The following is an 18,803-nucleotide window of genomic DNA, read 5'->3' on the forward strand; positions in this document are numbered from 1 at the left end:
CCTCTTTTGTTCATCGGAAACGGATAGCCATCTATATAGAAATGATTCCTGTCGTAAATATTATTCATATTATTCAAGCGGACTGATGCATGCTAACATTAATGAAAGGATCCGTTTATCCTGTTTCCATCGTTATATATTGACTACATGAGGAGATCATTGATGTTACCAAAATCCGCATTCCCATTACTTCTATTGAATATGTTTCTCGCCAATCTGAGCATGGGCCTCGTCATTCCGATCGTGCCGGAACTGCTCGAAATGTTTTCAGCAAGCGGCCAAGCCGCCGGCTATCTCGTCTCTTGCTTCGGTTTGACACAGTTTCTATTCTCACCCTTCGCAGGAAATTTGTCCGATAGGTACGGTCGTAAACCGATGATCATTACAGGGTTGATTTTATTTGCCATATCTAATTTACTGGCGGCGTTTGCAGGCGATTTAACCTTATTATTCGTGTCGAGACTGATCGGCGGAATCGGGTCAGCCGCTCTGGTCCCTGCGATTATTGCTTACGTTGCGGATATTACAGAAGATGCCCAGCGCAGCAAGGCTATGTCTTGGTTAGGCGCATCGATGACTTCAGGGTTTATTATCGGGCCGGGTGTAGGAGGATTGCTTGCGGAATGGGGCATCAAAATGCCTTTCTTCGCTTCCGCATCCGTTGGTCTGCTGGCTATGATATGCAGTATGTGGATGCTCCCCGAGCCGCTGTCGCCTGAGATCCGCCGGCTTCGCCAATCTGTGCAGGACAAGAAAGACAATATCTTTCGTCAAATTGGTCTTTCCGTAAAATCCCGTTATTTTATCCTGCTGCTTATTGTTTTCGCCATGACGTTTGGTCTGACGCATTTTGAAGCCATTTTTCCGCTTTTTGTCGTTCAGGGTTACGGTTTCACTACGCAGCAAATCGCCATCTTACTTACCGTGTGCTCTTTGATCGGCACGCTGAACCAAGTGCTCCTGACCGATCGGATCACCCGCCGCTTCGGGGAAAAGCGGGTTATCGTCGCCATGCTTTTGCTATCCGCTTTCACGCTCGCATCCTTGCTTTTCTCAGGCAATTACTATTATGTCATGATCATCACCATGCTATTTTTTTCATTCAATAATATTTTGCGTCCAACCATCAACACCCTCCTATCCAAAGAAGCTGGAGAGGACCAAGGATTCGTCGCAGGGATGAATAATGCCTATACGAGCCTTGGTACGATCTTTGGACCGTTACTCGCAGGGATCTTATATGAAATTCATATCGACTTGCCTTATCTTTTTGGCGCATTTGTTCTGCTTGCAAGCAGTCTAGTCTCGGTAAGAAAATTGAATAAAAAATCGTCATCGGCGTCTACAAACGCGTTAACAGGCAGCATAAATCAATAGGATGATTCTCAACCCATCTCTTCTCTCAAGTCATGCTCCATGAAGAGAATATCACGTTTCATTTCCTTCATGCCCTGTCTGGATATCCGTCCGGTCTCGAACATAGTTTGGATGTTGTCTCTCTCCAGCTGAATCCCGACCCGTGCGAGCTCCTGCATCAGGATGTCGAACTCTTCCCGGTTGTAGGTGTCCGATTCGTTTCGGGTCAGAAGAAGCAGCGTACGTTCATATTGCAAAATCAGCGAGCTGACCGACTCCATATCCGTCTCCCCTTTTGCAAGCAGCGCGTTCAGCTCCTTTAAGACGTAAGCCGTATTTTGAATTCTGAGCTTGGCCAATTCGGCGCGTCTCTCTCGGATACTCAGGCGGGCCGGATGCAGCATTCCGAACACTTCAATCCATTGCTTCACAGGGAAAAGCTCTTTTTTATAACGGACATCTCCTGTGTGCATGAATAACAGCTGATTTATTCTTTTAAGGTAACGGTACGCTGTGACTGGATTCACTTCTTTCTTCTGAACCGCGTGCAGCGTGTTCTCCCTTTCCCATTTCAGAATAGACAAGCCCAAGGCTCGCTGCACTTTATCGTTCTTGTCCTCTTTTCTGAGCGATTTGATTCGGGAAGTATACGTATTGATGATCTGGGCAATCGCCAGCCGGTTCTGATCCGTGCTCAGTTCGTTTAATCCGTTCACCACATTCCTCAGAATTTCAATTTTTGCCTGAACCTCCTCCTCTTCCTGCTCCGTTTGCGTTTCTTTCCCCAATAAAAGCGGCAGCAGATAGTTGGACGCAAGAAGGGTCCACACGATAACGCCAGCCGCAAGGAAAATGATCAGATCCCTCGCCGGAAATGCGGTGCCATCACGAAGAAATAATGGCAGTGACATCGTACTCGCCAGGGTGATCGTCCCCCGGACGCCTGATAGGCTTAGGATCAGCGCCTTCTTAACCCTGAGCCGCCAAGGGCCGCGCGGTTTGGTCCCTTCGACCATATCCATCAGAATCGCCCAGATGAAGCGCAGCCCAAGCACAGCTGCGGTCAATAACAGGGTGTACATGATGACTTTCAGATTTCCGATTTCCGCGCTGTTCCAAATCGTCTGGATAATATCAGGAAGCTGTGTGCCAAGCAGCAGGAAAACCAGTCCGTTCAGAACAAAAACAATGACCGACCAAGTGCTTTTGGATACAACCCGCAGCTTGGCTACCTCGGGATTCATTTTCTTGTAACCGAAAGAATGAGCGATTCCTGCGGCGACGACAGCCAGGATACCGTTAACACCCAGTTCCTCGGCAGCCATGAAAATCACAAAAGGGGTCAGGATCTCAATCAGCATGTGGAGCGTGACATTCTCCATCCCTAGTCTCCGCAGCCATTTCACCACCCCATATTTAACAAGCGTGAGCAGAAGGCCCAGCACCACACCGCCAAGTGAGATGGAAATAAAGCTGACGCTGGCCGTTTTGAAAGAGAACACACCGGTGATCATCGCGGCTACGGCAAACTGGAATGACACCAGCCCCGATGCGTCATTGATTAAGGATTCCCCCTCCAGAATTTGCATCGTCTGATGAGGGATTTTTACTTTCTGCTCCAGTGCACCCACGGCCACAGCATCAGTAGGCGCTAATGCAGCCGCCAGTGCAAAAGATGCCGCCAGCGGAATCACCGGAAGGAGCCAATTCAGGAAATAACCAACCACGGCTACCGTGATGAATACCAGACCCAGTGCCAGCAAAAGGATTGGTTTCTTCAGCTTCCAGAGCGCTTCCTTATCCGCATGCCTTCCATCATTGAACAACAGCGGGGCAATGAACAGGAGCAAAAACAGCTCTGGATTTAATTTCAGCTCAAAGTGTAACGGCAGCCAAGTGATCAACATCCCCAGTACGATTTGAATAATAGGCACGGAGACCGAGGGGATAAACCGGTTCACTAAATTGGATAAAGACACCGCTGCCAGCATTAGCAAAATAAACTCAAACAATTCCAAACGATTCTTACCTCCATTATCGATCTGTATTCATCAACTTATCGTAAATTCAGGGCCCTCACAAACGATTCAGCTTATTGTAAAGTAAATTTATGAACTGTATGTGAATCGCTTTGCACTTAAGCCCAGAGCAATATTCTATAGTACCCATAGGTATTATCATCGGAATTATCGACAGCTTCTTTAATACACCCTACTTTCCATTTGTTCTTCAACCAGATATGCCTATTAAGCGTGAAAAAGCCTAATTTCTCGGCATTCGGTGAGAAATTAGGCTTTGGTACTTCATTATAGCGCCCTTAAGCGAATATACAAATTATTCCCGTTCCTTTGGCCAAGAACCTTGCTGTTTGCGAATGAATACGATTTGTCCGATGTGGTATACGTTGTGCAGCATTTGACGCGCCAGCCTCCCAACACGCTCCTCATCCAGCTGACTTTCGTTCATTTGTGCCAGCGATTGACGCAAATCTTCACAAATCAGGCGAGTTTCTGCCACGGTTGCCGCCCACTTGTCAGAATCCGCCGGGTCCCCAGGCCCTCCAAATGTATCTTCTGCCAAAACGGCCTCCCATTTAGAATCAGGGGGTTCTCCGATATCTCCATATGTAGGCTTGCGTTCAGATGCCTCTGTTCCAGGCGTTGTGTCATGAAGTTGTCTGACAAGCAGGGCGTTGTAATAATTTAAATGGTTTACCGTTTGCCAAATGGTATTCCCTCCTCCAGGGGGCTGCCAGCTTGCATCGGTCGAATTTAAACCCGCAAGAGCTGATTCTAAGGGTAAAAACCAGGTCTCCGTATCCCAAACAAAGTCAAATTGCATACGAAAAATATCTATCTGTTTCATATTCATTTGCTCTCTCTCTCCTCGATGATTCATATTTGGGAGTCTTAATACAGATTACGATCGTCTCCTGATTCTTTAAATGACTTGTAAGACAAAACAATAAAAAGCATCACCATTCGATTGATTTTCGATAAGCTCGTCCATCCACCATACGCCGTAAGCGTAATAATAAGTCCCTTTTTGTGCGGGGGCATGAAAACTATTCTCTTTCACCGCAACGTCTATTGAACTTCCCTCCGCCGTCATTTGCGTGACGTGATATTTGTTGGGCTTAGGCTCAACATTCATTGCAAACTTCACGACTTCACCGGGCTGTACGGAAACAGGAGCTACATCTTTTAAAAGTTCAACCGGTCCAGCGGTATCCACACATATACTTTGATTGGTTGAGGTCCAGCAATAGGTGCCGAGTTTAGTCGGATATACCCTTTCCCCTATCACAATGTCAGCCTTAGGAGGTTTCTTTAAATCTGATTTTCTCTCTGGTTGCTTTTCTGGTACTTGTTCTGGTTCCCCCGTTAATTGTTTTTCAACGACTACGTCCTTACCGCTTGTTAATGTGCTCGAACAGCCAACTAAAGTCATATACGAAAAAGCCAAAATGATCAGCATGGCTATCCTCTTCATGTCCAGCCCCTCCTATCCTAGCGTCACTGCTTAGACGTTAAAAATTTCCAATTTGTTTCATCATACTTCAGCATACATTCTTCTTAAAACACAAAAAGCCGCAGTTACGCGGCTATGAATTGTGTATGCTCTTGTCCAGGTCCATGACTTAGGCTGATTGAACGTGCGTTGTTATTCATCCCATCTGGAATGAAGCACGTGATGGCAAAAATTAGGCCGTTTATAGCCCGGCAGAAACAGCTCGCATATATCGGCGTTAATCGTGCCGTAGGTCGTTTCCGGTTTATGCTTAAAGCCTTCAAAGAAGGCGCGCAGAATGTTGTGCTTAAACCGGTTTCGCGGGAACGCATCAACGATTTGCCGGCGAATTTCTTCCGAGATCAGTTCGAAGTTTTTCCCCACGACGTCGTAACCGACGCCAAAATTCATCAGGGCCGCTTCGGTTTCTTTATATTCGACGATTCCGATCGTAGTATGCAGGGCGACGGCATCCCACACCAATCGGATGGATTCTTCCGGCACGCCACGGCTTTGCAGGAAATCTCGAGCGGCATTCGCGCCGTCGACTTCAAAGCGCTTATCAGGACTGCGGAATGCAGGCGTAAGGCCTAAATCGTGGAAAAGAGAACTGATATAGAGCAATTCCGGATCATACTTCAATTGATTCAGGTTGCCTTTGAATGCTGCGAAAAGAAATACCCGGTTTGAATGGTTCCACAGCAAATCATCGCCATGTTCCCGGAGTAATTCGGCCGCTTCCTTGGCCAGTTTGCTATCAGGTATTTGGATATCTGCGATTGACATGGACATCGCTAAGCGCCCCCTATTTATGTCGTTAAGCTTATACTAGGGTTTCATGGAATGGAGATCAATGCGGGTGTTTCTATGATCATTATCGACCAAATGAATGATCTCCTACCTATTTCCAGTATCCCCTTAAGACATTCGAATATTCCCTGGGGCGCTGCAGATTCTTTTTCTAAATATCCATTGACATAAGTACTAATTTTACAGGAAAGGTATACCCCATTGACTCTAACAACGACTTAGCTTCCTTATTCTGTTCATGAACCAGCGTCTCCACTTCGTTTCGGCCGTTCTTCAGGTGATACTCAAATCCCTTCGTGATCAGAAGCCTACCCAGCCCTTTATTACGCCAACGTGGAATGACGAATAACTTCTCGACCGCCCCGGTTTGCCAACACATTACGCTGCCAACCAGCTCATCACCTTCAAAGGCAGAAATGGTATGTAACTCCGGACCACCCATCATCCATTCCAACATATTTACACTTCGGTATACTACACCTTGATAAAATTGATTTTCCAGCTCGGTATATTGGATTCTTTTTTCTCTGGATCCCATCGGGTGGTATTGGACATTCACTCCAACAGGCGTTCTGACTTCAGGTATGGATTCTTCAAGGGAACGCCGTGCTATGTAATAGGTTTGAAAAGGGCTAAAACCCTTCTCTTCGTAAAACGCTCTGTCACCATAAAAGTCCTTCCACGCAACCAGCTTCGTTTTCTTGTTAGGATTACGCAGCTTTTGACAAGTTTCCATAAAAGTAGGGAAAAGAGCTGCCCTCACTTCATCCATGCGGTTTAAAGCTAATTCATTCGTGGGCATTTCGACTTCGAATACATCATGATTATCCGCAATTCCGTGTCGTAAATATCCCACACATATTAAATTCCCGTCCTCGTTAAATACGCAGCTCATCCTCTGATGATCATAATCTTGATTATATTTAAAAAGGATCCATGCCTTGTGACTTAAGTTTTTTACCGTTTCCTCAAATTCAGAACGATATGGACGAACTTGTAATGACATCCAAATGCCCCTCTCTGAATGGTGTTTCTTCAATCGTAGCAAAGGATCCCGTTTAGAAATATATAAAAGATCTTTCAGAATCATTTGTTACACAAAAAATCACATCATAACCTATGATGTGATTTCTACGGCTTATATTTTGGAATAGATGATTTTTTTAATACTGTCGATGGATAGACAGAATTGATCAGAAAGTTCATCGATCGTTGCACCATCGATATATTGCTGACGTATCGTTTCGTTTCTGAGGCTCAAATGTTTTCGGCTTCCTGAATTTTCGCCCCATTTCTTCCGTTGTCCTTCAGGAGTTGGGATGTAAACCATGCTTCCGTGGATATATTTCTGTATTTCCTTTAAAAGCTCTTCCGGAAAAACGATATCTGCGTTTACATACTTCATGATAGCTCTGCTCCTTAAAATTTATTAAAATTTAAGGTTGCAAAGCCTATCCTATAAACAATTATCATGAACGCTGATATTCAGGCGGTAAAAATGAATTCTGAGCTCCATACAAACAACCGCCGTTGTTTATAGTACAAGACTTTGCATGGAGCTAATCGTAGATTTTCTCATCATTCGAGACCTCACTTTCAAAAATATGATCGGTGTCTAATCAGTACCAAAGATTACAATCGATAATATGTTTATTTTACCGATTTCTCCACTTCATGTAAATGTCTGGAACTGCGCCTAACTGTCATATTTCAAAGCATGAGGGGCTGGCCATGCCCAGGGAATACCTTGTGTTCGTTTGTATTTCTTAACCGTGACCAGCTTTGATCAACCTTTTCATTCGTTTCCATACTCATATGGTGGTTATAGGGTAAATCCCCTGTAAAAATACCCAGCCCCTCGATAACAATACTAATGGAATCATCCGAGTGACCGGGTGTATGAAGAATATATCCTGGAATGCCCATTTTTTTAGTGAGGACGGCCTGATCATGTTCATTGATAATATTATGGGCTTCCACCTTTATTTCTTTAAAACTGGAGAACTTTTTCATGGTCTCGTTTGCACTTTCAAGAAAATCCGACTGCGTTCGGCTGATAATAAGCTCTACACCCATGGATTGTATCTCTTGTGCGATTCCGCAATGATCAGGGTGAAAATGCGTAACCATCAAATAGGGAATGTTACTCCATGGGATGTTATATTTTCGCAATTGGCTGGCCATCTTCCCCAACGTACCGGGTAACCCCACATCAATGAGAAGGTACTTTTCCTGGAAGCCGACCGCATAATAATTGGTCGAACCGTAGCCGATATTTATTACATTCATCTCGCCTTCCCCCATTGTTATCGTTCATATTTGTTGATATATAGATCTCCCACAACTTTTGCATTTGTATGGTACCGATCATATGAATGGTAGACATCATTTGCCCAATTGAATACCATGGATTCGAGTTCTTTCTGCTTTAGCCCGATTAAGTCTGTAACCGTTAAATGTCCTCTTTGCTGCAGCGGCAATGCAGGAATCAAAATATCCGGGTGTGTCCGTTTGTATTGATCCAGAATATTGCTCAGCTGGCTTGTCTTTGCATACTCCCATGCTATAGCTTGTTCAAGGATTAAATACTGTCTAGTGAGATGCAAATTGTTGTTCCATCCCCCATGAACCTCCGAATGCTGCAAACAATGTGCATCGGCATATATAAATGTGAATAGATGATTTCCTTCCATAAAGGTCATTGCCAGATCGTTGAAAACATCAAAGCATTCAAATACTCCACCCCTGGTATTCGACCCGCAAAATTGGCATCTGCCGTAATCCTTCAACTCGATCCCCTTTTTCTGGGCTTGTCGCTCTATATTTTGCATAGAACTCACCTTCCCTTCGTGAACACAGACCCCTGAAAATCTGAATCGCCCTTTTGTGATCATTTTAAGGGTTGACGTAACGTTAAGGTCAATAAGCTATTATCCGGGTTTCATACAACTTGATCCCTTTGTTTCTATCGGAGCCAGCTCGCAAAATCCCATCCCACCTTTTTCACTTTCCACGCAAGCTTCCCCGTAATGATGATATCAAGTCCCCATTTACGTACCCAGATCAACCCGCGATTTTGCCCTAGGCCGAAGCCGAAGGTATCCACAAACGATTTGTGAACCGGTGCCGAACGGCCCTCCAGATCGGCCGTTACAATTTTCCCCAGCCTTAAAGCCTGTGGTCCAGCTTCTTTGCATGTCATCTGATCCGCCTTGCCGGTACCTGGATCGACGATTCTCGCACAATCGCCAATGCTGTATACGCCCGACATCCCTTGGACGCGATAACATTCATCCACCAGTACTTGACTTCCAGAAGATAGTGGCAAGCCCATGCTATGAAGCGCCGGATTCGGTATCAGACCAATCGTCCATACACATAGGCCAACCGGCAGATGATCACCATTGCTTAGCGTCAACACTCCTGCTTGCTCCCGCATTGCCTTACTATTGTGAAGCACTGTCACCCCACATTCGCTGAGCAACCGCTCCAACTTCCGTCTAACCTTCTCCGGCCCTTCCGGGAACAGCTGTTCCTGCGCATTGAGCAAATAAACGGAGGCATCGGACGAATTCAGACTCAGCGCCGCTGCTTCCTTTCGCATGGCAAGCATCAGCTCGGCGGACGTTTCGATACCGCTGATGCCCGCTCCCGCAACCGCGATTGTCATTAGTCGCTTTCGTTTATCCGGGTTCGTCTCGACGGCAGCCTTCCGCAGATTGGCACGCCAGCGCTCCCGGATGTCTGCCGCCGCTTGCGGGTCCGTCAAGGCGATCCCTCCCTTATCGGGATCAGGTCGACGAACAATGCTTCCGACGCCAACTACTAAAAGGTCATAATGAATTCGGGCATCATTTCCTTGTGAATCCGTATATTGAACCCGTTTGGCCTCATCATCTACGCAAGTAACTGTACCTTGCAAGAATTCGACTCCTTCTGAACAATAATGACTCCAGGGAATCATAATCTCTTCCCCGTCTGCGGCTTGCCGGAACAACATCACTTTGCGTACATGACCGGGCTGCTTGTCGATTAGAAGAAACCGAATGCGCCGTCCGTTCGCCATCCCCCGGGTCTCTTTCTTTATAGCTTTGAGCGCACCAAGCCCTGCATGGCCGCCTCCAATGATAATACATGTCAAGTCGTTCATCTCTCTGCATCTCCTTAACAAGTCGTTATCTTCAAAGAAATTTGGTTTCGATATGATTTACTGGCTACTATGGCCTTGAAGCCGTTGCTGTTCTATCGATTTTCTGTACACGAACCTTTACTGCGGTGCCCAGAATGACGATGCCGCTTACCAATGAGATCCATGTAAGAGCGGCTACGGGAGCATTCCAACCAAATCCTTTTCCAAAGAAGAACAATTGTCGAAGACCATCGACCATAAAGCGCATGGGGAGCCAAGGATGAATCCACCCGCGATAGAAAGAAGACATCATTTCTGGTGCCAAAGCCAGCAAAGGTGCACCGAAGAAAAGCAATAAGGCAAATATTGCAACACCACTGATCCCCAATATAGACAATACAGCTGTTATCATAAGGAAAAAACTGAAAAACGTAACGGATAAGAACAGCGCGGTATCCGTAAATTTAGGAATATCTAGATCCAGCATTCCATGCGCAAGGAAGGTTAGTCCGAATCCAACCAAAAGAGCTGTGACGGCGCCCATCAGGATATGCAGCAACTTCGATACCAGGCTCTCTCTTCGGGTCTTAATCGATAATTTACTGACGGTTATAAAAAGGATTGCCGAGTAGGCGATACATGCGAGCCATAAGAGCTGAAATAAGGAAACGCCGTTCCTCCAATCCCCGTCTCGCCATTTCTAGCTGTTGGTTGGTATCTAGTTCCTATCGAAGCTTACTGCCTGCATCCCATGCAACTTTCCTGAATTTCCACGCAAGTTTTCCCGTTACAATCATGCTAAGTCCCCATTTGCGTCCCCATACCAATCCGCCATTTTTTCCCAGCCCGATGCAGTAGAGATCTATTGGCGCTGATTTGTGGACTGGCGCAGGGCGGCCCTCCAGATCTGCCAGCATGATTTTGCCCAGTCGATCATCTTGTAGAGCAAGTTCTGCGCACCTCATCAGAGCTGACTTGCCGGTTTTTGGGTCAACGATTCTCGCACAGTCGCCAATGCTGTATACACCCGGCGCCCCTTGAACGCGATAGGATTCATCCACCAGCACTTGGCCATCAGGAGTAAGCGGCAAACCCATCGTGCGAAGGGCTGGATTCGGAATCAGACCTATTGTCCAAATGCATAGGCCGACCGACAGACGATCCCCATTGTTGAGCGTCACCACTCCGGCTTCCTCCCGCATCACCTTACGGTTGTAAACCACCGTCACTCCACATTCGCTGAGCATCTGATCCAATTTTCGTCCAACTTTCTTGGGTCCTTCCATGAACAATCGTTCCTGTCCACTCACTAAATAAACAGAAATATCGGACGGGCTCAGTCCTAGTGACGAGGCTTCCTTCTGCATTTCAAGAGCCAGTTCAGATGACGTCTCGATGCCGCTTATGCCCGCACCCGTAACTGCAACTGTCATCAGTCGCTTTCGTTCTTTCGGATTTTTCTCATGGGCAGCTTGCCGCAAATTGGCACGCCAGCGCTCCCGGATGACTGCTGCGGTTTGCAGATCGGTTAAAGAAATACCACCCTGCTCAGGACCCGGTTGCCGGACGACGCTGCCAACCGCCACGACTAAAAGGTCATACTGCATGCGAGCATCCTTTCCTTGCACATCCTCATATCGGATCTGTTTTTCCCTACGATCCACAGAAGTAACTGTACTGTGCACGAATTCGACTCCTTCAGAAAACTCATAATGCGTCCAGGGAACTACAATCTCTTCCCCGCCCGCGGCCGGTCGGAACAACAATATTTTGCGCACATGACCGGGCTGCTTGTCGAATAGAACAAACCGAATCCGCCGCCCGTTAGCCATGCCTCGGGTCGTTTCCTTTATTGCTTTTAGCGCTGCAAGCCCTGCATGGCCGCCTCCGATGATGATACAAGTCAAGTCGCTCATTTTCCTCAGCTCCTTCTCGTTTTGCACATATAACGATCTAAGGCAATGATATGTGACTTCGGAAACGATTCCCCCTATTGAGCCCGATTAATCAGTGAGTAAATTTACCTGTTAACTTTCACCATATTTATGTGCTTTGGAACATTAGATGAGAGTATTCGGCTTTTGGATGCATTGAGATTACTTGGGGGTCGTTTCTAAAGAATCTAGGCGAAGTAATGGCAAACTTATGATTCAAGAGGCGGCAAAATTATAGGTAAAGTCACATCATAGGCCGAGAAATGATAAAAAGCCGCAACAATGCGGCTCTTAAGTGATTTTTTTTGTTCTGGTTGTCTTACAACTTTGCCATGTACCATCGTACTGTTAGCCAAGCCATTTAACGTTACAAAGAACTAAGGATAAATTCCTTTATGGCCAGTGCAACTCGTTCAGGCTGTTCTTCTGCTGAAAAATGACCGCAATTTTCGATGGTTGTGGCTTGGATATGTTGCAGGCCATTTTCCCTAAATCCGGCAAGGTATTTTTCAATATCTGCGTTTTCATCCGATCCTCGTAAGTACAGAACTGGCGTTGACACGGCAACATGTTTTAACGCGGCATTATCCTGTTCATCTTCATGAAAACTTCTGTATAAATCAAATCCTGCTTTCAATGCGTCTAAACGGGAATAGGCTTCGGCATATAATGTTCTGCGGGCATCACTCATTCGCTTGCCCTTTCCGGCCAGCACGTCATAGAAAAAGGAGAAGTAAGGAAGTTCTTTGCCTGAAACCAGTATTTCGGGCAATTCAGGCACGTTATGAAAACCAAAATGCCAGATGTAAGGATTACTTTTCACCTCGTTCCACGGATCAACTCCAGGAATGGCGACATTCATAATTACCGCGCGCGATAACCTGTCAGGAAAGCTCTTCAGAAAAGCATACGTCACCTGGCCCCCAGCATCACACCCTACCAACGTCACATCTTGTAAATTCATATGATCCATAATTCCCCGAACATACTCGGCTATATTGCGTTTGCTGTATGACTGCAGAGGAATGACTGAATTCCCGATCCCGGGGATGTCGATGGCGATAACATGGTACTCTTCAGCAAGCCTTTGCATCACGCCTTCAAATTCCAGCCAACAGGTCGGCCAACCATGAATCAAAAACACAGTCGGCTTTGATATGGGACCGGCTTCGACTACATGGATCGGGACTTCTTTGACACGTACTTCCCGGTGTGTGAACAAACCTTCTCACTCCTATCGAAATTTTCTGATCACCTCTTCATCGTAGCATTCAAAATATGACAACATCTCGTCACCATTGACACATCGTATTTACAAAATGCGGACGGATGTAAAAGCCAGCTGAGCTTAGCCGGCGGCACCCGACTCGTCTGCAGCGTGCGCATGCCCCGTTACGGCTGCCCGCCGCTTCATACGACGCTCCAGACGCAGGCTAACCGCAAACAAGACGAGCGACAGCGCCGTCATAGCCCCTGCGAAATAGCCAATTTCACCGACGGTAGCGAAGCGTACAACAGCTCCTCCGGCCGATGCGCCCAAGGCACTGCCGACGTACAGGACGGAAGACTGCAGCGACAGGACGATGCCGGACGAAGGCCCCGACAGCCCGATCAGACGGTGCTGCTGCGCAGGATTGAACATGTAGCCGCTGAAGCCGAACAGTGCCATAGCAGCCACCGCCATGGCGAGAATACCAGGCCGGCCGGCGAAACCGTATAACGCCGACATCAAGATAAGCGCGGCTGTGAGCAGAGTCAGCGCCAGCGGAATCGCCCGGTTCGGTCCGATCCGGTCTGCGGCCAAGCCGCCTGTCCGCACCCCGATGAAGCTGGCGATACCGGAGAGGCACAGCACCATGCTGATCGTCCGGCCGCCGGCACCATAGCCGGAAAAGAGTTCGGAAACATACGTAAAGAGCGCAAAAATACCGGTGGCCCAAGCGAGCGTAATCAGCAAGGCGGATAGCAGCTCCGGCTTCTTCAGATACGAAAGGCGTTCCCGTATGCCGATGGCCGCGCCCGGAGCCACCTGCGGGAACAGCAGCCGGATGGCAAGTGCGGCGAGCAGCGCCACCCCGCCGACGATCCAGAACGTCGTACGCCAATCGAACGTCAGGGCGACCCACATCCCGAAGGGGACGCCCAGGATCAGGGAGACGGTCTGGCCGGCAACGACGATCGACACCGCACGCCCTCTTTTCTCAGCCGGGGCCAGCGTGGAGGCGACGGCGACGGCCCCCGGCGAGAACAGGCCTGCCCCCAGCGCGGCGACAATCCGCCCGGTCATCATCAGGCCATAAGAAGAGGCGAACCCGCACAGCACGTTTCCGACAGTGAGCAGCAGCAGCGAACCGAATAGCAGTTTCCTGCGCTCCATCCTCGCTGTCAGAGTCGTCAACAGCGGCGACGATACAGCGTACACGAGCGCAAACGCCGTCACCAGCTGTCCGGCAAGCGCCGTCGACACGTGCATTGCCGCCGCCAGTGTTGGCAGCAGCCCGCCGATCATATACCCTTCCGTGCCGACCGCAAACGACCCAAGCGCCAGCCAAAAAATCCGTTTGTCCATGAAAACCCTCTCCTTTTTTTTAGATTCGTCTTGTCAATAGAACCGAATCAGTTACATTGAGAAGCAAAAAAAGCTCAATTTCGGTTACATCTTAAATTTTTCTCATCATCATTACAACCGAATCGGTTACATTAAACACCGTAATGAGCCCACATCCAGCCGATTCGATACACACCTCGGACAAACCACCAGCTGAAGGACAGTCCAATATCATACCTGCTTCTCCCTCGCGCCCGCGATCAGGCAGGTGTTATTTCACTATACGGCCTTCCCACACTTCCATCCTCACATGAACGTGAGCAGTCGCCTGCCACCCCCTCTCATTGAAACTAGATCAGTTACATTGAGGAGCAAAAAAAACACGCGGGTTTGTCAAACGGCCGGACAGCTTTCTCACCCGGGGTTTCCGGAGGCCGGAATCTCGGACCCAGCAGCTGCTGGCCGTTAATCTGGCCCACTCCGGCAAGCGATTCTCGAAGAATGCCTGCCGTTGCGGCGGCATCACCGCTTCCCTTGCTCCAGCGACGAGGTGACCAGATCACGGATCGATTCCTGAGCCAGCCGGCGCTTCAACGCTTCCTCGCTGTCCTCGTAAACCGATTGCAGAGCCGGCTGAATGCCATGGCCGATAATACAGCTCGGGTTCGGCTGGCTGTGATGCAGCTCGAATAGTGGCGTCTGCACAACGGCTTCGTACACGTCCAGCAGGCTGATCTCCTCTGGAAGGCGCGCCAGCTTCCATCCAGCCCCTGTCCCTCCGTGCTGCACCAGAACCAGGCCTGCTTTCGCGAGCTGGCCGAGAATCCGTCTCAGAAAAACCGGGCTCGTTCCCACGCTGTTCGCAATCCGGTCGGAAGGGAAAAATTCGTCCTTCTCCGACCAATAAGCCAGCCAAGTCAATATATGAAGCGCAACGGTGTAGCGGCTTACGATAGCCATTTTCGGCATCCCCTTTCAATAAAACCATTATAGTTTCATTGAACGCCCCCCGTCAACGGCTCCCTTTCTCTTTCCAGCAGCTATAAGGTGTACTTTGTAATGGATTGGCTTCTTACTTCATGTCCTGCCAGCTTTTGAAATCGTGGATGGCGAAGCCGGCATAGCTTGCATAATGAGCCAATTGATTATGGGCGGACTGCAGCTCTTTATCCATCATATCGCTGCTCATGGAATAGAAGGAGACCCGCGGACCCTCATTGCTTTTGACTGTTTCGACAGCAATAACAATCTTCTTGTTCAGCGTGGAAGCTTCCTTCAGCATGGCCTGTGCATTTTCCACAATGCCATTACCGCCCAACGCATGATTCCGATAATTCATGATAACAAGGGAATCGAACTTCTCCAGCATCCATGCGCTCATGCTGTAATCCTTTCCCGGTAATTTAATCGTATTCAGCCAATACGGAACGTCGATCGCGATGTTCAAGCCGCTTCCTTTGCTTTCTTTCTCAATCAGTCGCAAATTGTCCATCCAGCTTTCAAGAATGGTCTTATTGTCCGTGGTCCATTCGCTAAGACCATAAGGCTCAATATCGAAATGCAATCCCGTGAAGCCTGCTTCCTGGCCAACAGAAGAATTATAGGCTTTCACCCACGCTATAAATTTTTGAATATCCCCCTGAGCAGACTTTTTCGCCCATTCGGGACGGCCCTCAAGTGCCTCCACTTGAATTCCTTCCTTCTTCGCTTTCCGGATGAACCCTTCATAAATTGCCGGATCAAGATCTCTGTCGATTTGAAGGTAAATGGATGTTACACTTTTTACTTTTGCGAAATTTAGTATTTGATCTTGATCCTGTTTGAGGATGTGACTGTCCCATATCCATGTTCCTTTCGGAACCCGGGCCACCGAAGACATGATGCTCACCAGATTGCTCGAAGGCTGCCAATCCACGTTGGAGTGCAGAGCTTCACTAATAAAGCGCAGCGGAACCATCGTGCGGCCATTTTTAAGCACCGCCGCCCCTGCAAAGTCCACCCTTTTCCCATTCACCAGTGCATAATTATGGCCAATCACCAAAATAATGATGTCGCGGTTAAGCGAGATCGTGATTTGTTTTAAACTTCCGTTCCATTTCGTTGTCGCTCCGAGCTTTTCGGATACAAAAGCAAGCGGAACCATCGTCAGGCTGGATTTTTGATCGACATAGGGGTGTCCGTCCGGAAATTGTACTTCACGCCCATCCACGGATACACGGATTTCAGAAGCGTAGATTGCGGGGGAAAATGCACCTAAGCTCAGCATGATCGCTAACGTGCATACTAACCATTTTCTCATGAGTGACTTCCTTATCTTATTAAATTTGTTCTTTACCACATTGCGCACACTTGGCCGCACATTGAAATTATACGGTATGTAATAATTGGTAACAAGCTCAACGGGCAAATTACGCTTAACCCTTTACTCCAATAACAAAAGGACCACCGAAATAATCAGCAGTCCTTCTATTGATATGAAAGCAATGATCATCCCATAATTTCCTTACAGAATTTTGATCAGGTTTACTAGGTTTTAGTTCCAACCAAGCGCCTTTTTTCCGGCTTCGATAGCTGTGACGATTCGCTCCACATCATAAACATTGCCTTTCCATGTACCTCCGCTGACGGCTTGCAGAGCAGCCCATAGCTTCGTGTCGTCCGGGAGGTCATCATCGGGACGCATTCCTGGGTGGAATGGCCTCTGGGCCAACAATCGGGCCCCTTCATCCGGCGTTATCTCCTGGTCCCCTTCTCCGATAAAATCAACCCGCCCTTCCAGCCGGTTCCGGTCAACGACAATTTCAATCCAATCGCCGTCCTTGAGCTTGCCGATCGGTCCGCCTGCCAGCGCTTCAGGGCCGACATGACCGATGCACGCGCCGGTTGAAACGCCGGAAAAACGGGCATCAGTGATAAGCGACACATATTTACCGAAGGACAGGTGCTTAAGCGCGGACGTGAGCTGATACGTCTCCTCCATGCCCGTTCCGGACGGTCCCCTGCCAATGAGAACCATGATATCCCCTGCCTGAATACCCCCGTTCTTAATCGCACGGATCGCGTCGCGTTCGGTTGTAAACACCTTGGCCCTGCCTTTATGATGATATATGCCTTCCTCATTCAGGACGGAAGGGTCTATCGATGTGGATTTGATCACAGAGCCTTCCGGAGCGATATTCCCGGTTGGAAATGTGACGGTGGAAGTGATGCCAAGGAGCCTCGATTGTTCCGGGCTCATAATGACACTGTCCGGATCGATTCCGTCCTTTTCCTTAAGCTGCTTGCGCAGCCGATGACGACGCTCCGACGATTCCCACCAATCAAGAACTTCTCCCAGTGAGGAGCCCGTTACTGTAAGCACCGATTCATCCAGTACGCCGAGACGTCTGAGGTGCAGCATCACTTCAGGCACGCCTCCGGCCAGAAATACCCGAACGGTCGGGTGAAAAACCGGGCCGTTCGGTAGTACGCTGACGATGCGCGGTACATCCCGGTTGACTTGGATCCAATCCTGCACCGCCGGCACCTGTAATCCGGCTGCGTGGGCGATCGCTGGGATGTGGAGCAGCAGATTGGTCGAGCCTCCGAACGCAGCATGAACGACCATGGCATTTCGTACTGCCGCATCTGTGAGGATGTCACCCATCCGTAGTCCTTGAGACTCCATCGCCATCAGCGCACGGGAGGATTGGCGGGCCATTTCCTCCCAGATGGGCTGGCCCGAAGGCGCGAGCGCGGCATGAGGAACCGTCATGCCAAGCGCCTCGGCGACAACTTGGGCCGTTGCCGCCGTACCGAGAAACTGGCATCCCCCACCAGGCGTCGCGCAGGCCCGGCAGCCAAGTTCCGCCGCGGCTTCCAGCGTGAGTTCGCCGCTTGAGTACCTGGCGCCGATCGTTTGAATTTTGCCGGCATCCTCCCCTTCGGTCGGCGGAAGCGTTACCCCTCCGGGAACGATAATTCCCGGAAGCTGCGGCATGCCCGCAAGCGCAAGCATCATGGCAGGCAGCCCCTTATCACAGGTGGCAACGCCAATAACACCTTTTCGCGTAGGCAGCGAGCGGATAAGCCGGCGAAACACGAGGGCTGCGTCGTTCCGGTAGGGGAGCGAATCGAACATACCCGACGTTCCCTGTGACCTGCCGTCACAGGGGTCGCTCACGTAGCCGGCGAACGGGATACCACCGCGGCCTGAAATTTCCTCCGCCGCAGCCTTCATCAGCAAGCCAACCTCCCAGTGTCCTGTGTGATATCCCAGGGCCACGGGACTGCCGTCCTCTTGGCGAATCCCTCCCTGCGTGCTCAGAATCAGAAACTGCTTTCCGTTCAGTTCTCCCGGCTTCCAGCCCATCCCGACGTTTTGGGACATGCCAAACAGGTCTCCGCTTGGGGCATTTCTCAGCAGATCATCTGTTAATGGCAGCCTTCCCTGCATCCCGGGGGCATGCGTTGTAATGTCGCCGCTTGCCAGGTCATCCTTCCCCATGATCGACTTGATCGAATTGTGCATGGCACC

General features: G+C 48.9%; 17 protein-coding genes. 1 reads left to right on the forward strand and 16 read right to left on the reverse strand.

The window, feature by feature from the left end; all coding sequences use genetic code 11:
• Nucleotides 1–162: 162 nt before the first annotated feature.
• Entirely contained in the window at nucleotides 163–1,377 is a 1,215-nt protein-coding gene (locus BCV73_RS14140; RefSeq protein WP_089547608.1) for an MFS transporter, read from the forward strand.
• Nucleotides 1,378–1,385: 8 nt separating this feature from the next.
• On the opposite strand, the gene BCV73_RS14145 is transcribed toward BCV73_RS14140, so the two are convergent.
• The 16 genes from BCV73_RS14145 to BCV73_RS14220 form a co-directional block, all read right to left on the reverse strand.
• The gene (locus BCV73_RS14145) at nucleotides 1,386–3,374 is read right to left on the reverse strand and encodes a Na+/H+ antiporter (RefSeq protein ID WP_089547609.1); all 1,989 of its coding nucleotides are present in this window, start codon (nucleotides 3,372–3,374) and stop codon (nucleotides 1,386–1,388) included.
• A gap of 316 nt (nucleotides 3,375–3,690) precedes the next feature.
• The gene (locus BCV73_RS14150; RefSeq protein WP_212984018.1) at nucleotides 3,691–4,227 is read right to left on the reverse strand and encodes a DinB family protein; all 537 of its coding nucleotides are present in this window, start codon (nucleotides 4,225–4,227) and stop codon (nucleotides 3,691–3,693) included.
• A 69-nt stretch (nucleotides 4,228–4,296) separates the two neighbouring features.
• Complete coding sequence (locus BCV73_RS14155) at nucleotides 4,297–4,848, reverse strand: hypothetical protein (protein ID WP_256992858.1); 552 nt, start codon at nucleotides 4,846–4,848, stop codon at nucleotides 4,297–4,299.
• A 171-nt stretch (nucleotides 4,849–5,019) separates the two neighbouring features.
• Nucleotides 5,020–5,658 carry an HD domain-containing protein gene (locus BCV73_RS14160; protein ID WP_076164746.1) on the reverse strand — a complete coding sequence of 213 codons (639 nt, stop codon included), beginning with the start codon at nucleotides 5,656–5,658 and terminating at the stop codon, nucleotides 5,020–5,022.
• 169 nt (nucleotides 5,659–5,827) lie between these two features.
• Nucleotides 5,828–6,682, reverse strand: coding sequence for a GNAT family N-acetyltransferase (locus BCV73_RS14165; RefSeq protein ID WP_179231999.1), 855 nt, complete (start codon nucleotides 6,680–6,682; stop codon nucleotides 5,828–5,830).
• A 132-nt stretch (nucleotides 6,683–6,814) separates the two neighbouring features.
• Complete coding sequence (locus tag BCV73_RS14170) at nucleotides 6,815–7,081, reverse strand: CD3324 family protein (protein ID WP_076164741.1); 267 nt, start codon at nucleotides 7,079–7,081, stop codon at nucleotides 6,815–6,817.
• A 305-nt stretch (nucleotides 7,082–7,386) separates the two neighbouring features.
• Nucleotides 7,387–7,965: an MBL fold metallo-hydrolase gene (locus BCV73_RS14175; RefSeq protein WP_179232000.1), complete on the reverse strand. Its 579-nt coding sequence runs from the start codon at nucleotides 7,963–7,965 to the stop codon at nucleotides 7,387–7,389.
• 17 nt (nucleotides 7,966–7,982) lie between these two features.
• Complete coding sequence (locus BCV73_RS14180; protein WP_089547612.1) at nucleotides 7,983–8,507, reverse strand: DUF5946 family protein; 525 nt, start codon at nucleotides 8,505–8,507, stop codon at nucleotides 7,983–7,985.
• A 134-nt stretch (nucleotides 8,508–8,641) separates the two neighbouring features.
• The gene (locus BCV73_RS14185; protein WP_076164735.1) at nucleotides 8,642–9,826 is read right to left on the reverse strand and encodes an NAD(P)/FAD-dependent oxidoreductase; all 1,185 of its coding nucleotides are present in this window, start codon (nucleotides 9,824–9,826) and stop codon (nucleotides 8,642–8,644) included.
• Nucleotides 9,827–9,893: 67 nt separating this feature from the next.
• Nucleotides 9,894–10,349, reverse strand: a complete 456-nt coding sequence (locus tag BCV73_RS14190; protein ID WP_089547613.1) for an ABC-2 transporter permease — start codon at nucleotides 10,347–10,349, stop codon at nucleotides 9,894–9,896.
• Between the two features lie 181 nt (nucleotides 10,350–10,530).
• A complete protein-coding gene (locus BCV73_RS14195) occupies nucleotides 10,531–11,721 on the reverse strand; it encodes an NAD(P)/FAD-dependent oxidoreductase (RefSeq protein ID WP_089547614.1) in 1,191 nt (396 codons plus the stop codon).
• 385 nt (nucleotides 11,722–12,106) lie between these two features.
• A complete protein-coding gene (locus BCV73_RS14200) occupies nucleotides 12,107–12,961 on the reverse strand; it encodes an alpha/beta fold hydrolase (RefSeq protein WP_089547615.1) in 855 nt (284 codons plus the stop codon).
• 126 nt (nucleotides 12,962–13,087) lie between these two features.
• Complete coding sequence (locus BCV73_RS14205; protein WP_076164726.1) at nucleotides 13,088–14,308, reverse strand: MFS transporter; 1,221 nt, start codon at nucleotides 14,306–14,308, stop codon at nucleotides 13,088–13,090.
• Between the two features lie 501 nt (nucleotides 14,309–14,809).
• Entirely contained in the window at nucleotides 14,810–15,247 is a 438-nt protein-coding gene (locus tag BCV73_RS14210) for an Rrf2 family transcriptional regulator (RefSeq protein WP_076164724.1), read from the reverse strand.
• 112 nt (nucleotides 15,248–15,359) lie between these two features.
• On the reverse strand, nucleotides 15,360–16,586 hold the full coding sequence (locus BCV73_RS14215; protein WP_089547616.1) for a copper amine oxidase N-terminal domain-containing protein: 1,227 nt from the start codon (nucleotides 16,584–16,586) through the stop codon (nucleotides 15,360–15,362).
• A 234-nt stretch (nucleotides 16,587–16,820) separates the two neighbouring features.
• Nucleotides 16,821–18,797 carry a YjhG/YagF family D-xylonate dehydratase gene (locus tag BCV73_RS14220; RefSeq protein WP_089547617.1) on the reverse strand — a complete coding sequence of 659 codons (1,977 nt, stop codon included), beginning with the start codon at nucleotides 18,795–18,797 and terminating at the stop codon, nucleotides 16,821–16,823.
• Between the last annotated feature and the right edge of the window lie 6 nt (nucleotides 18,798–18,803).

The organism is Paenibacillus sp. SSG-1 (assembly GCF_002224835.1).
Classification (GTDB): domain Bacteria; phylum Bacillota; class Bacilli; order Paenibacillales; family Paenibacillaceae; genus Paenibacillus_AQ; species Paenibacillus_AQ favisporus.

Coding starts and splice junctions, on each gene's coding strand:
- BCV73_RS14140 (WP_089547608.1), top strand. CDS start 163: ATGTTACCAAAATCCGCATTCCCATTACTTCTATTGAATATGTTTCTC.
- BCV73_RS14150 (WP_212984018.1), bottom strand. CDS start 4,227: ATGAATATGAAACAGATAGATATTTTTCGTATGCAATTTGACTTTGTT.
- BCV73_RS14155 (WP_256992858.1), bottom strand. CDS start 4,848: ATGAAGAGGATAGCCATGCTGATCATTTTGGCTTTTTCGTATATGACT.
- BCV73_RS14160 (WP_076164746.1), bottom strand. CDS start 5,658: ATGTCCATGTCAATCGCAGATATCCAAATACCTGATAGCAAACTGGCC.
- BCV73_RS14165 (WP_179231999.1), bottom strand. CDS start 6,682: ATGTCATTACAAGTTCGTCCATATCGTTCTGAATTTGAGGAAACGGTA.
- BCV73_RS14170 (WP_076164741.1), bottom strand. CDS start 7,081: ATGAAGTATGTAAACGCAGATATCGTTTTTCCGGAAGAGCTTTTAAAG.
- BCV73_RS14175 (WP_179232000.1), bottom strand. CDS start 7,965: ATGAATGTAATAAATATCGGCTACGGTTCGACCAATTATTATGCGGTC.
- BCV73_RS14180 (WP_089547612.1), bottom strand. CDS start 8,507: ATGCAAAATATAGAGCGACAAGCCCAGAAAAAGGGGATCGAGTTGAAG.
- BCV73_RS14185 (WP_076164735.1), bottom strand. CDS start 9,826: ATGAACGACTTGACATGTATTATCATTGGAGGCGGCCATGCAGGGCTT.
- BCV73_RS14190 (WP_089547613.1), bottom strand. CDS start 10,349: ATGGGCGCCGTCACAGCTCTTTTGGTTGGATTCGGACTAACCTTCCTT.
- BCV73_RS14195 (WP_089547614.1), bottom strand. CDS start 11,721: ATGAGCGACTTGACTTGTATCATCATCGGAGGCGGCCATGCAGGGCTT.
- BCV73_RS14205 (WP_076164726.1), bottom strand. CDS start 14,308: ATGGACAAACGGATTTTTTGGCTGGCGCTTGGGTCGTTTGCGGTCGGC.
- BCV73_RS14210 (WP_076164724.1), bottom strand. CDS start 15,247: ATGGCTATCGTAAGCCGCTACACCGTTGCGCTTCATATATTGACTTGG.
- BCV73_RS14215 (WP_089547616.1), bottom strand. CDS start 16,586: ATGAGAAAATGGTTAGTATGCACGTTAGCGATCATGCTGAGCTTAGGT.
- BCV73_RS14220 (WP_089547617.1), bottom strand. CDS start 18,797: ATGCACAATTCGATCAAGTCGATCATGGGGAAGGATGACCTGGCAAGC.